The 13,130-nt window shown below is 72.2% G+C and carries 11 protein-coding genes and 1 pseudogene; 6 read left to right on the top strand and 6 right to left on the bottom strand.

The features are described 5' to 3' along the window. The first annotated feature begins 68 nt into the window (after positions 1-68). Both ACFYW1_RS01045 and ACFYW1_RS01040 read left to right on the top strand, forming a co-directional pair. Positions 69-1,745 carry an AMP-binding protein gene (locus ACFYW1_RS01045; RefSeq protein ID WP_388985358.1) on the top strand — a complete coding sequence of 559 codons (1,677 nt, stop codon included), beginning with the start codon at positions 69-71 and terminating at the stop codon, positions 1,743-1,745. Further along, the gene (locus ACFYW1_RS01040; RefSeq protein WP_388985356.1) at positions 1,742-3,349 is read left to right on the top strand and encodes an AMP-binding protein; all 1,608 of its coding nucleotides are present in this window, start codon (positions 1,742-1,744) and stop codon (positions 3,347-3,349) included. Before ACFYW1_RS01045 ends, ACFYW1_RS01040 begins: the two co-directional genes overlap by 4 nt. A 22-nt stretch (positions 3,350-3,371) precedes the next feature. Here ACFYW1_RS01040 and ACFYW1_RS01035 read toward each other — a convergent pair whose 3' ends face one another. From ACFYW1_RS01035 to ACFYW1_RS01025, 3 genes and pseudogenes are all read right to left on the bottom strand, one after another. After that, entirely contained in the window at positions 3,372-3,593 is a 222-nt protein-coding gene (locus ACFYW1_RS01035) for a hypothetical protein (protein WP_388985354.1), read from the bottom strand. Positions 3,594-3,699: 106 nt separating this feature from the next. Continuing rightward, on the bottom strand, positions 3,700-4,224 hold the full coding sequence (locus tag ACFYW1_RS01030) for a GNAT family N-acetyltransferase (protein WP_388985899.1): 525 nt from the start codon (positions 4,222-4,224) through the stop codon (positions 3,700-3,702). A gap of 48 nt (positions 4,225-4,272) precedes the next feature. After that, positions 4,273-4,971: pseudogene (locus ACFYW1_RS01025) on the bottom strand (hypothetical protein); the annotation flags it as partial. Between the two features lie 327 nt (positions 4,972-5,298). On the opposite strand from ACFYW1_RS01025, the gene gcl reads away from it, so the two are divergent. Continuing rightward, positions 5,299-7,074 carry a glyoxylate carboligase gene (gene gcl, locus ACFYW1_RS01020; RefSeq protein ID WP_388985352.1) on the top strand — a complete coding sequence of 592 codons (1,776 nt, stop codon included), beginning with the start codon at positions 5,299-5,301 and terminating at the stop codon, positions 7,072-7,074. A 390-nt stretch (positions 7,075-7,464) separates the two neighbouring features. Here gcl and ACFYW1_RS01015 read toward each other — a convergent pair whose 3' ends face one another. From ACFYW1_RS01015 to ACFYW1_RS01005, 3 genes are all read right to left on the bottom strand, one after another. Continuing rightward, a complete protein-coding gene (locus ACFYW1_RS01015; RefSeq protein WP_388985350.1) occupies positions 7,465-8,922 on the bottom strand; it encodes a catalase in 1,458 nt (485 codons plus the stop codon). Between the two features lie 250 nt (positions 8,923-9,172). Beyond that, a complete protein-coding gene (locus ACFYW1_RS01010) occupies positions 9,173-10,072 on the bottom strand; it encodes a 2-hydroxy-3-oxopropionate reductase (protein WP_388985348.1) in 900 nt (299 codons plus the stop codon). Positions 10,073-10,117: 45 nt separating this feature from the next. Next, a complete protein-coding gene (locus ACFYW1_RS01005) occupies positions 10,118-10,957 on the bottom strand; it encodes a TIM barrel protein (protein ID WP_388985346.1) in 840 nt (279 codons plus the stop codon). Between the two features lie 223 nt (positions 10,958-11,180). Here ACFYW1_RS01005 and ACFYW1_RS01000 point away from each other — a divergent pair, with 223 nt between their 5' ends. The 3 genes from ACFYW1_RS01000 (at position 11,181) to ACFYW1_RS00990 (ending at position 13,098) form a co-directional block, all read left to right on the top strand. Continuing rightward, positions 11,181-12,371 carry a lactonase family protein gene (locus ACFYW1_RS01000; protein ID WP_388985344.1) on the top strand — a complete coding sequence of 397 codons (1,191 nt, stop codon included), beginning with the start codon at positions 11,181-11,183 and terminating at the stop codon, positions 12,369-12,371. A 101-nt stretch (positions 12,372-12,472) separates the two neighbouring features. Beyond that, positions 12,473-12,724 carry a hypothetical protein gene (locus tag ACFYW1_RS00995; protein WP_388985342.1) on the top strand — a complete coding sequence of 84 codons (252 nt, stop codon included), beginning with the start codon at positions 12,473-12,475 and terminating at the stop codon, positions 12,722-12,724. After that, positions 12,721-13,098, top strand: a complete 378-nt coding sequence (locus ACFYW1_RS00990) for a helix-turn-helix domain-containing protein (protein ID WP_388985340.1) — start codon at positions 12,721-12,723, stop codon at positions 13,096-13,098. Before ACFYW1_RS00995 ends, ACFYW1_RS00990 begins: the two co-directional genes overlap by 4 nt. Positions 13,099-13,130: the final 32 nt, after the last annotated feature.

Here is a 13,130-nt window from a genome sequence, read left to right as displayed (position 1 = left end):
GTGGTGAGACCTGGGTCACTGTTTACATGATGTTAAGTGACCGGTCCGGTCCGCAATGAGGAGGGCACATGTCGGCAACCAGTGCGACGGAGACGTTCCGGGCCGCCCGGGACTTTCTGCTGCGGCATCGCGAGGACTACCTCGCGGCCTACGAGGGGTTCCGCTGGCCCCGCAGCGACCACTTCAACTGGGCGCTCGACTGGTTCGACGTCATCGCCGAGGACAACGACCGCACCGCCCTGCACATCGTGGAGGAGGACGGCGGCCGCACCGAGGTGTCCTTCGCGCAGATGTCCGCCCGCTCCAACCGGGCCGCGAACTGGCTGCGCGCCCAGGGGGTACGGGCCGGGGACCGCATCCTCGTCATGCTCGGCAACCAGGTCGAGCTGTGGGAGACCGCCCTGGCCGCGATGAAGCTGCGCGCCGTCGTCATCCCCGCCACCCCGCTGCTGGGCCCGGTCGACCTGCGCGACCGGGTGGAGCGCGGCCGGGTCCGGCACGTTCTGGTGCGGGACGCCGACACCGCCAAGTTCGACGAGGTGCCCGGCGACTACACCCGGATCTCCGTCGGCGCGGAGGTGCCCGGCTGGCGGTCGTACACCGGCGCCGACGAGCAGCCGGACACCTTCGAGGCGGACCGGGAGACCGACGCCGACGAGCCGCTGATGCTCTACTTCACCTCAGGCACGACCGCCAGCCCCAAGCTCGTCGAGCACACCCACGTCTCCTACCCCGTGGGTCACCTGGCGACGATGTACTGGATCGGCCTCAAGCCCGGGGACGTCCACCTCAACATCTCCTCCCCGGGCTGGGCCAAGCACGCCTGGTCCAACCTCTTCGCGCCCTGGAGCGCCGAGGCGACCGTCTTCATCTTCAACTACACCCGCTTCGACGCCGCCCGGCTGATGGCCGAGATGGACCGCTCGGGCGTCACCAGCTTCTGCGCCCCGCCCACCGTCTGGCGGATGCTGATCCAGGCCGACCTCTCCCAGCTGAAGGCCCCGCCGCGGGAGGTCGTCGCGGCCGGCGAACCGCTGAACCCGGAGGTCATCGAGACGGTGCGGCGGGTCTGGGGCGTCACCATCCGGGACGGCTTCGGCCAGACCGAGACCGCCGTGCAGGTCGCCAACAGCCCGGGCCAGCTCCTCAAGGCCGGTTCGATGGGACGGCCCAGCCCCGGCTTCCGCGTCGAGCTCCTGGACCCGGTCACCGGTGAGCCCGGCGCGCTGGAGGGCGAGATCTCCCTCGACCTGTCGGACCGCCCGGTGGGCCTGATGACCGGCTACCACGGCGACCCGGACCGGACCGCCGAGGCCATGGCCGGCGGCTACTACCGCACCGGCGACATCGGCTCGCGCGACGAGGACGGCTACATCACCTACGTCGGCCGCGCCGACGACGTCTTCAAGGCGTCCGACTACAAGATCTCGCCGTTCGAGCTGGAGAGCGCGCTGCTGGAGCACGAGGCGGTCGCCGAGGCCGCGGTCGTCCCCGCCCCCGACCCGGTGCGGCTCGCCGTCCCGAAGGCATACGTGGTCCTGGCGGAGGGCTGGGAGCCCGGCCCCGACACCGCGAAGCTGCTGTTCGAGCACTCCCGGTCGGTCCTCGCCCCGTACAAGCGGATCCGCAGGCTGGAGTTCGCCGAACTGCCCAAGACCGTCTCCGGCAAGATCCGCCGCATCGAACTGCGCGAGCGCACGGCCCGCGGCACCGGCACCGAGTACGACGAGGGGAACCTGCGATGAGCGAGCTCTCCTACGCACACGGCGCCGCCACCACACCGCTGCTCGGCGACACCATAGGACGCAACCTCGACCGGGCGGTCGAGGCGTTCGGCGAACGCGAGGCGCTGGTGGACGTCCCGTCGGGACGGCGCTGGACGTACAGCGAGTTCGGCGCCGCGGTCGACGAACTGGCCCGCGCGCTCATGGCGTCGGGCGTGGCCAAGGGGGACCGGGTCGGGATCTGGGCGATCAACTGCCCGGAGTGGGTGCTCGTGCAGTACGCCACCGCCCGCATCGGCGCCGTCATGGTCAACATCAACCCCGCGTACCGGGCGCACGAGCTGGAGTACGTACTGAACCAGGCCGGGATCTCGCTCCTGGTCGCCTCGCTCTCGCACCGCACCAGCGACTACCGCGCCCTGGTCGACCAGGTCCGCGCCGACTGCCCCGCGCTGCGCGCCGTGCACTACATCGGCGACCCGAGCTGGGACGAACTGCTGGCCGGTGCCGGGACCGTGACGCCGGACCGGCTCGCCGCGCGCGAGGCCGAGCTGTCCTGCGACGACCCGATCAACATCCAGTACACCTCGGGCACGACCGGCTTCCCCAAGGGGGCCACGCTCTCCCACCACAACATCCTCAACAACGGTTATTTCGTCGGGGAGCTGATCGCCTACACCGAGCAGGACCGGATCTGTCTGCCGGTGCCCTTCTACCACTGCTTCGGCATGGTCATGGGCAACCTCGGCGCCACCTCGCACGGCGCCTGCATCGTGATCCCGGCCCCCGCCTTCGAGGCCGCCGCCGTCCTCGCCGCCGTGCAGCAGGAACGCTGCACCTCGCTCTACGGCGTCCCCACCATGTTCATCGCGGAGCTGAACCTCCCCGACTTCGGCTCCTACGACCTCTCCTCGCTGCGCACCGGCATCATGGCCGGATCGACCTGCCCGGTCGAGGTGATGAAGCGGGTCGTCGCCGAGATGCACATGGAGGAGGTGTCCATCTGCTACGGCATGACGGAGACCTCGCCGGTCTCCACCCAGACCCGCCGTGACGACGACCTGGAACGCCGCACCGGGACCACCGGCCGGGTCATGCCGCACATCGAGGTCAAGGTCGTCGACCCGGTGACCGGGGTGACGCTGGAGCGCGGCGAGGCGGGCGAACTCTGCACCCGCGGCTACAGCGTGATGCTCGGTTACTGGGAACAGCCCGAACGCACCGCGGAGGCGATCGACGCGGGCCGCTGGATGCACACCGGCGATCTCGCGGTGATGCGGGAGGACGGCTACGTACAGATCGTCGGCCGGATCAAGGACATGATCATCCGGGGCGGCGAGAACATCTATCCGCGGGAGATCGAGGAATTCCTGCACCGCCACCCGAAGATCGCGGACGTGCAGGTGGTGGGGGTTCCCGACGACACCTACGGCGAGGAGGTCCTGGCCTGCGTCATCCCGAAGGACCCGGCGGACCCGCCGACGCTCGACGAGGTGACGGAGTACTGCCGCGAGCAGTTGGCCCACTACAAGATCCCGCGGCGGCTGCAGATCCTGGAGACCTTCCCGATGACGGTCAGCGGGAAGGTCCGGAAGATCGAACTGCGGCAGGGCTACGGCCGGTAGGACCGGACCGGCCCGGGTGCGGTCAGGCGGCCTCGATGATGTCGCCGGTACCGCCCCGGGTCGCGGCCGCCCATTCGAGCAGCAGTACCTCGTAGGCGGCGGACTCCACGGAGGACCAGTCCTGGCCGGCCCGGGCGTCCACGAAGGCCCGTATCGCCTCGTTCGCCTGGGCGGCGGAGCGGGGCTTCGAACGGGTCGCGCGCGGTCTGTCGGTGGATGGGGTATGCCGTGCAGTTAAAACCATGGGCACCATTTTAGGGCCCGCCACCGACACCGGCCGAACATTTGTGGCGCCCTGGCCCGAACGTGACCGATCGCACTCTCTGTCGTCGCCCGGTTCCGGTGTGACGCTACGGGCGTGCGATGTGCGGGATTTCGCGTCGCATGCAGACCCGTGGCCAGCGGTCCAGGCCGTGTTCGGCCTCCTCCGCCCTGATCTTCCGCAGCCCGTCGGTGAGTTCCGCTTCGCCGAGCGTGCGGAAACCGAGCCGGGCGTAGTACGGCGCGTTCCACGGGACGTGCGAGAAGGTCGTCAGGGTGAGCGCGTCCAGCCGCCGGCCGGCCGCCCACCCTTCGAGGTGGGCGATGAGGGCGGCGCCCAGGCCGCGCCGCGCGGCGGACGGATGCACGGAGACCTGCTCGATGTGGGCCGCCCCGTCGACCGGGTCGGCGATCAGATAGCCGACCGGATGGTCGTCGGGGTCCACCGCCACCCAGGCCCGGCCGTCCTGGCGGTATGCGTCCAGCAGGTCGAGGGGCGGCGGGTCGTCGTCCGCGACGGAGGTCATGCCGAGCGTGCGGAACGGCTCGCCGGCGGCGCGCTCGATGTCCTGGAGCAGCGGGAGATCGGAGCGGCGGGCGGTACGGATGCGCATGTGCCCAGTATGTCGCCCCGGGTCGGCCGGCCCGGACGGGAAGGCCCGGGCCCCGGTGCCGAGCAGTTCGTCGGCCGGGCCGTTGACCGGCCGGGGCGTACCCGCCGCGTCCATCGTGAACAACGGCACGCCCAGCCGGTCCGCGTGCGCCCCGGCGTCCGGCGCGTAGCCCGGGACCGAGAACAGCACGCCGGTGGCCGCCGCGTCGAGGGCGTGCAGCCAGAGGCACTCCACGTCGCGCAGGGCGGTCGCGCGGGCCGACACGTCGACCTGGGCCAGCAGCCCGGGGGCCCGCAGGTCGATCCGCGCGGGGGAGGGCCGCGACGCCCGTACGACGTCCCGGTAGCCCAGCCACCGCAGGTACCGGGCCGCGGTGGCGACCGCGTCGTCCGCGTCGTGGACGGCCGCGGGCCGGAACGCCGGCCGGGGCGCCGGTGCCGTGCGCGGCAGCGGGATGTGGGACGGCGGGGCCGCGCCGTCCGGGGGCGCCGCGGGGCGGACCGGGACGCGCAGCACCGCCCCGCAGGGGCAGTACAGCTCCGGTCGCGGCCACTGGTCGTGGCGTCCGCAGCCGGGGCAGCACACCGTCACCCAGTCGTCGTTCCAGGTGCGGTGGGTGACCGGCAGGGCCGGGGCGCCGGGCAGCAGGGTCGGGGCGGTCGGGGTGCCGCACGGGCAGGGGTAGGCCGGGGCGCTGTACGCGTGGTCGCGGCCGCAGGCCGGGCAGCGTACCGGCACCGACTCCACGATGGTCTCCCTCCGGGCTCCGGGCCCGCCCCGCGACGGGCGCCGGGTCGGCGCACCGGAACACACCGGTGCCGGCCGGCGGGCCCACTCCGTTGTCCACCCATGGTTCACCAGGAGCGGGCCGCGGGGGAGGGACTTGACGCATTTCGCGGGCCGGGCCCGGCGCACGGGCCGCCGGATGCGCCGTCCCTTGACGGCCGCCGGGCCGCACCTTAAATTTACTTCCGTATAACAGAATCAATTTTCCGTAATGCGGAATTGGTGCTCTCAGGTGGCGCGACAGAGCCCGAATCCACCAGATCCCGGCAGGAGCACTCAATGCCTCGAATGACCGCCGCCCGAGCGGCAGTTGAGATCCTCAAGCGTGAAGGCGTCAGCAACGCGTTCGGCGTGCCGGGCGCGGCGATCAACCCCTTCTACGCGGCCCTCAAGGCCGCCGGCGGGGTTCACCACACGCTCGCCCGGCACGTCGAGGGCGCCTCCCACATGGCGGAGGGGTACACCCGGGCCCGTCCGGGCAACATCGGCGTCTGCATCGGCACGTCGGGACCGGCCGGCACCGACATGATCACCGGGCTCTACTCGGCCATCGCCGACTCGATCCCGATCCTCTGCATCACCGGCCAGGCCCCCACCGCCGTGCTCCACAAGGAGGACTTCCAGGCGGTCGACATCGCCTCGATCGCGGGGCCCGTCACCAAGGCCGCGACCACCGTCCTGGAGGCCGCCCAGGTTCCCGGCGTCTTCCAGCGGGCCTTCCACCTCATGCGCACCGGCCGGCCCGGGCCCGTCCTCATCGACCTGCCCATCGACGTCCAGCTCACCGAGATCGAGTTCGACCCCGAGCTGTACGAGCCGCTGCCGGTGCACAAGCCCGCCGCGACCCGCAAGCAGATCGAACGCGCGCTGGAACTGCTCGACGCCTCCGAGCGCCCGCTGATCGTCGCGGGCGGCGGCATCATCAACGCCGACGCGTCCGAACTCCTGGTGGAATTCGCCGAACTGACGGGCATTCCGGTCGTCCCGACCCTGATGGGCTGGGGCGCCATCGGCGACGACCACGAGCTGAACGCGGGCATGGTCGGCCTCCAGACCTCGCACCGCTACGGCAACGCCAACTTCCTGGAGTCCGACTTCGTCCTCGGCATCGGCAACCGCTGGGCCAACCGCCACACGGGCAGGCTCGACGTCTACACGGCGGGCCGCACCTTCGTCCACGTGGACATCGAGCCCACCCAGATCGGCAGGATCTTCGCCCCGGACCTCGGCATCGTCTCCGACGCCGGGGCGGCGCTGAAGCTGTTCGTCGAGGTGGCGCGCGAGCTGAAGGCGGCCGGGAGGCTCAAGGACCGCTCGCGGTGGGCCGCCGCCACCCAGGAGCGCCGCGCCACGCTGCAACGCCGTACGCACTTCGACGACGTGCCGCTGAAGCCGCAGCGGGTGTATGAGGAGATGAACCGGGCGTTCGGACCCGAGACCCGGTACGTCACCACGATCGGCCTCTCCCAGATCGCCGGCGCCCAGATGCTGCACGTCCACCGGCCGCGCCACTGGATCAACTGCGGCCAGGCCGGGCCGCTCGGCTGGACCATCCCGGCCGCGCTCGGCGTCGCCACGGCCGACCCGGAGGGCTCCGTCGTCGCGCTCTCGGGCGACTACGACTTCCAGTTCATGCTGGAGGAGCTGGCCGTCGGCGCGCAGCACCGCATCCCGTACGTCCACGTCCTGGTGAACAACTCCTACCTGGGGCTGATCCGCCAGGCGCAGCGCAACTTCGACATCGACTTCCAGGTCAACCTGGAGTTCGAGAACATCAACTCGCCGGAGCTCGGCGGGTACGGCGTCGACCACGTCAAGGTCGTCGAGGGGCTGGGCTGCAGGGCGATCCGCGTCACCGAGCCGGACCGGCTGCTGCCCGCCTTCGAGGAGGCGAAGAAGCTGGCCGCCGAGTTCCGGGTCCCGGTGGTGGTCGAGGCGATCCTGGAGCGCGTGACGAACATCGCGATGAGCGGTACGGACATCGCGTCCGTCAACGAGTTCGAGGACCTCGCCACGGAACCGTCCCACGCACCGACCGCGATCCGCCCGCTCCCGGTGTCCTGAGCGCCCTGCGGCCGGCCGCGGCCCCCGTCCCGAGTCCCGGGGCGGGGGCCGCGGCGCATCCGTTCCACGAGGCGTCGTGCGGGTCCCCCGTACGCGGTCCCGGTCCCTCGCGCGCTGCTCCGGGACCGGCCGTCCGAACGGAGAGGGGGACACGGAAGCGGCCGGGGCGCGGAGCACGGATACGGTTCCGTGCGCCACGCCCCGGCCGGGGAAGTGACGGGGGCCGCGGCGGCGGCGAGCGGGCCGGGCGCCCCCGCCCCCCTCAGGTCGGGGGGCGGGGAGACGCTCCGGCCTCCGCCACCGCACTGGCGTCGCGCCGCCGCGGCCCCGTCCTGCCCGTGCGGTGTGCCACCCCTCATCCGGGTACACGGCACGGGCAGGGTCCGGGGGTCAGTCCTCGCGCAGGGCGCGGACCGCCTCCTCCACGCGCCTGCCGTAGTCGGCGTCGGCGGCGTGGAAGTGGGCGAGGTTCTTCTCGATCACGTCGTCGCGGGTCACTTGGGAGAGCCCGCCCGCGATGTTGGCGACCAGCCGGCCCTTCTCGTCCTCGGACATGAGCCGGTACAGCTCGCCCGCCTGGAAGAAGTCGTCGTCCTTGGTGTGGGCGGGCGCCGCGTGGGTGCCGGTCCAGCCGTGGACCGCGAGCGGGGCGGAGAGCGCCGCGTCGGTCTGGGCGGGGCCCGCGTAGGAGTTGGGCTCGTAGTTCTTGTCGTGGCGCGAGCCGTTGCGGGTGGCGTGCAGGCCGTCGCGGCCGTAGTTGTCGACGACGGCGGTGCGCGGCGCGTTCACCGGGAGCTGGGTGTGGTTGACGCCGAGCCGGTAGCGGTGCGCGTCCGCGTAGGCGAACAGCCGGCCCTGGAGCATCTTGTCCGGGGAGGGGCCGATGCCGGGCACGAAGTTGTTGGGCGAGAAAGCGGCCTGCTCGACCTCGGCGAAGACGTTGTCCGGGTTGCGGTCCAGCACCAGCCGGCCCACCCGCTGGAGCGGGTAGTCGGCGTGCGGCCACACCTTGGTCAGGTCGAACGGGTTGAAGCGGTAGTCCGCGGCCTCGGCGGCCGGCATGACCTGCACGTACAGCGTCCAGGACGGGTGCACCCCGCGCTCGATGGCCTGCAGCAGGTCGGTCTGGTGCGAGTTGGCGTCCTTGCCCACCAGCTCGGCGGCCTGCTCGGCGGAGAGGGAGCGCACGCCCTGGTTCGTCTTGAAGTGGTACTTGACGAAGAACGCCTCGCCCGCGGCGTTCGTCCACTGGTAGGTGTGCGAGCCGTAGCCGTTCATGTGGCGGTACGAGGCGGGGATGCCGCGGTCACCCATCAGCCAGGTGACCTGGTGCGTCGCCTCGGGGGCGTGGGCCCAGAAGTCCCAGACGTTGTCCGGCTCCTGGCGGCCCGTGAACGGGTCGCGCTTCTGGGAGTGGATGAAGTCGGGGAACTTGATCGGGTCCTTGATGAAGAACACCGGGGTGTTGTTGCCGACCAGGTCGTAATTGCCCTCGTCCGTGTAGAACTTGAGGGCGAAGCCGCGCGGGTCGCGCACCGCGTCCGCGCCGCCCAGCGAGTCGGCGACGGTCGAGAAGCGGATGAACGTCTCGGTGCGCCTGCCGACCTCGGAGAGGAAGTCGGCCCGGGTGAAGGCGGTGACGTCGTCGGTCACCTCGAAGTAGCCGTACGCGCCGGAGCCGCGGGCGTGGACCACGCGCTCCGGAATGCGCTCCCGGTTGAAGCGGGCCAGCTTCTCCAGCAGGTGCTGGTCCTGGAGGAGGATCGGGCCACCGACGCCTGCGGTGGCGGAGTTCTGGTTGTCGGCGACCGGGGCGCCTGACTCGGTCGTAAGCACACGCTGCGTCATGGTGTCGGGGCGACCTTCCGTACGGGAGCTGCTGAGTTGCTGAACTGCGACGGCTCAGGGCTCCAGGAGCGTAAGTACGCCCCGAACCCGGCGTCAACAGTTTGTTGAATCTGGCTGTGAGGTGTTCCGGACGGCGCCGGCGCCTGGGCGCGACAGGACAGGTGTCAGCGCCGACGCCGTCCGGAAGTCGAGGGGGACGGGGCGTTTCGCGAGGGGGCGTCCGGGCGGACGGGCTCGCGGCCCCGCCCGGTCAGGACTGGACGGGCTGCCCCGACAGGCGCTCGACCGCCCGCAGCAGCGCCGAGTGGTCCAGGCCGCCGTCGCCCTGCGCGCGCAGCGAGGCGACGAGCTGGGCGACCACGGCGCCGACGGGCAGCGCGGCGCCGACGTTGCGGGCGGCGTCCGTGACGATGCCCATGTCCTTGTGGTGCAGGTCGATCCGGAAGCCCGGTGCGAAGTCCCGCTTGAGGAAGTTGTCCTTCTTGCGGGTCAGGACGGTCGAGCCGGCCAGACCGCCGTTGAGGACGTCCAGCGCGGCGGTGAGGTCCACCCCGGACTTCTCCAGGAAGACGACGGCCTCGGCGCACGCCTGGATGTTGACCGCGACGATCAGCTGGTTGGCGGCCTTCACCGTCTGGCCCGAGCCGTGCGGACCGCACAGCACGATGGTTTTGCCGAGCGCCCGGAGGATCGGTCCGGCCTGCTCGAAGTCGGTCCGCTCGCCGCCGACCATGATCGACAGCACTGCCTCGATCGCACCGGCCTCGCCGCCGGAGACCGGGGCGTCGAGCACCCGGATGCCCTTGGCCTTCGCGTTCCTCGCGAGGTCCACGGAGGTCTGCGGCGTGATCGACGACATGTCGATCAGCAGGGTGCCGGGCCGCGCGTTCTCCAGGATGCCCTCGGGGCCGTAGGCGATGGCCTCGACCTGCGGGGAGGCGGGCACCATCGTGATGACGACGTCGGCGTCCCGGACCGCCTCGGCGACCGAGGCCGCGCCGGTGCCGCCGGCGGCGACCAGCCGGTCGACCTTCGCCCGCTCCAGGGTGTACCCGGTGACGTCGTACCCGGCCCCGATCAGGTTCTCGGACATGGGGGAGCCCATGATGCCGAGCCCGATCCACGCGACCTTGGGGAGATTGCTGCTCATGAGGGTGCCTTCCGAATAAGCGTGTGTACGAGGGGGCGGCCGCCCTCAGCGGGCGGCCCGCGCGGTGGCCGGGAGCCACTCGAAGGACTCGGCGCTCGGCCGGTCGCCCGGCTTGTACTCCAGGCCGACCCAGCCGTCGTAACCGGTCTTCGTCAGCCGGTCGAGGAGCTGCTCCAGCGGGAGCGAGCCGGTGCCGGGCGCGCCGCGCCCCGGGTTGTCGGCGATCTGGACGTGGCCGGTCTTCCCGGCGTACCGCTCGATGGCCTCGACGAGGTCCTCGCCGTTCATCGACAGGTGGTACAGGTCGAGGAGGAACTTCGCGTTGCCGAGGCCGGTCGCCGCGTTGACCCGGTCGACGACCTCGATCCCGGCCGGTGCGCTCACCAGGGGGTAGTGCGGGGACTCCGGCGCGTTGAGGGTCTCGATCAGGAGCACCGCCCCGATCCGGTCGGCCGCGCGGGCGGCGAGGACCAGGTTCTCCAGGGCGAGTTCGTCCTGCGCGGCGGGGTCCACGCCGTCGACCCGGTTGCCGTAGAGCGCGTTGAGCGCCCGGCAGCCGACCGAGGCGGCGAAGTCGGCCGCCACCTCGATGTTGGCGCGGAAGCGCTCCGACTCGGTACCGGGCACGGAGAGCGCACCGCGGTCGGGGCCGGGCAGCCGGCCGGCGTAGAAGTTCAGCCCCACCAGCTGGGTGCCGGCGTCGTCGAGCGCCTTCTTGAGGGCGTCGAGCTCGGCCTGCGGCGGGGTGGGGGTCTCGATCCAGGGCCACCACAGCTCGACCGCCGTGAAGCCGGCCGCGGCGGCGGCCGCGGGGCGCTCCAGGAGCGGGAGCTCGGTGAAGAGGATCGAAAGGTTCACATCGAAGCGCTGGTCCGGGTAGCCCATGAGGGTTCGGCGCTCCTTCCGTATTGCGGAAGTTAGTTTCTACGTGATGGAAGGTTGCCCGGCGGTGTGGAGGCTGTCAAGGGGGTGCCCGGAATTCGGGCCGGCCGTCTTCGAGCGGATCGCGCGGGGCGTGGCGGAATCGGGCCGGTTGCCGAGGGAGTGCGGGGCGGGTCAGGGTGGCCGGTGCGTCCGACGCAACCGACCCCCACGCGAGGTGTCCCGCATGAACCACGCCACCAGCCGCCGCACCGTCCTCGGAGCGCTGATCGGCGGCGCCGCCCTCTCGATGGCCCCCGCCCCGGCCGGCGCCCCGGAGCCCGCGCCGGACCCGGTGCGCGCCGCGCGCCCGCGCACCGCCCCGGGCCTGCTGCTCGGCACGTACACCTCCGCGCCGGGCGGCGGCACGGGCATCGGGACCGCGACCTACGACCCCCGCACCGGGGCGATCACCGCAGGCCCCGTCATCACCGGCGTGGCCGACCCCTCGTACCTGGCCGTGCACCCCTCGGGCGCCACCGTCTACGCGGTCGACGAGCAGGACCCGGGCCGGGTGACGGCCGTGGCCCTCTCGCCCGACGGCGCCCACCGGGTGCTGGGAGCGCGCGACACCGGCGGGGCGGGTCCCACCCACCTCTCCGTCCACCCCGGCGGCAGGTGGCTGCTCACCGCGAACTACACCTCGGGCAGCGTCGCGGTGCACCCCGTCCGGGCCGACGGCTCGCTGGGGGAGCGCACGGACCTGGTCGCCCACGACGCGCCGCCGCCCGGCCCCGGCCAGGACGGGCCGCACGCCCACCAGATCGTCACCACCCCCGACGGCGGCCACGTCCTCGCCGTGGACCTCGGCAACGACACCGTGTACACCTACCGGCTGGACGAGGAACGCGGCACGCTCGCCCGGGTCTCCCACGCGTCGCTGCGCCCCGGATCCGGGCCCCGGCACCTCGCCTTCCACCCCGGCGGCCGCTTCGCCTACCTGGCCTGCGAACTCGACGACACCGCCGTCGTCTGCGGCTACGACCCCGCCACCGGCACCCTGACCCCGGGCGCCCCGCAGTCCACCGGGACCGGCCCCGGCACCAGCTACCCCGCGCAGTTCCTGGTCACCGCCGACGGCCGGTTCGCCTACCTCGCCAACCGGGGGCACAACAGCCTGGCGCGCTACGCGGTCGAGGGCGGCGGGGCCGCGCTGCGGCTGCTCGACACGGTGCCGGTCGGCGGCGACTTCCCCCGGCACACCGCCCTCTCGCCCGACGGCAGGCTGCTCTTCGCGGCCAACCAGAGGTCGAGCACCGTCACGGTCTTCCGGGTCGACGCCCGCACCGGCGGTCTGACCCGCACCGGGGGCGCCTTCGCGGCCCCGGTCGCCGTGTGCGTCCTGCCGTACGGGGGCGGCGCCCCGGGCCGGGGCTGACCGGGGCGGGCCGCCGCCGCCCGGCCCCGGCGCGGGTCCGTTAGGGTCGGGCCCGAACCGCGGGTTCCGCAGCGAAGCGGAGCGCGCACGAGGGAGGCACAGTGCGCTTGAGAGTGGAGTTCACCACCGAGCCCTTCGATCTCGACGAGGCGCCCGCCCACGCGGTCGTGGCCCGCGAGGTCATCCAGACGGCCGATCTGGACGCGGTCGACGTCGGCCCCTTCGGCAACACGGCCGAGGGCGGCGCGGACGAGGTGCTCACGGCGGTGGACACCCTGCTGCGCAGGGCCCTGGCATCGGGTGCCACTCGGGTGTCGCTCCAGGTCAACGTGATCGGGGAGGACGCGAAGTGACCGAACCGGCCGATCACCCGCTCGTCGCCGCGGTCAAGCCGCTCGTCGACGCCATGGGCGCGGAGCTGCTCGTACCGGAGCAGGCCCGCGCCGACGACGTCGTGCTCTCCTGGGAGGGCGAGGACGTCATGGCCGTGCGGCTGCCCCAGCTCTCGGAGTCGCTCGGCCACATCCTGGCCGCCATGGAGCGCCGGCACGGCAAGCCGCTCGCCGAGCTGGACCGCAGGACCAAACAGGAGGCGGTGCGGAGCCTGGAGGCACGCGGTGCCTTCTCGGTGCGGCACGGGGTGGAGACCGTGGCGAGTGCGCTCGGTGTCAGCCGCTTCACCATCTACAACTACCTGAACAGGGAAAATGCCGCCAAAGCCGAGTAGTTGAGGCCGCAGGCGAACAAAGACGGTGCGGG

The sequence above is a fragment of the Streptomyces sp. NPDC002669 genome (genome assembly GCF_042889165.1).
Lineage (GTDB): Bacteria > Actinomycetota > Actinomycetes > Streptomycetales > Streptomycetaceae > Streptomyces.
The sequence above is the reverse complement of the archived record's forward strand: the minus strand, read 5'-3'. Positions and strand labels throughout refer to the sequence as shown.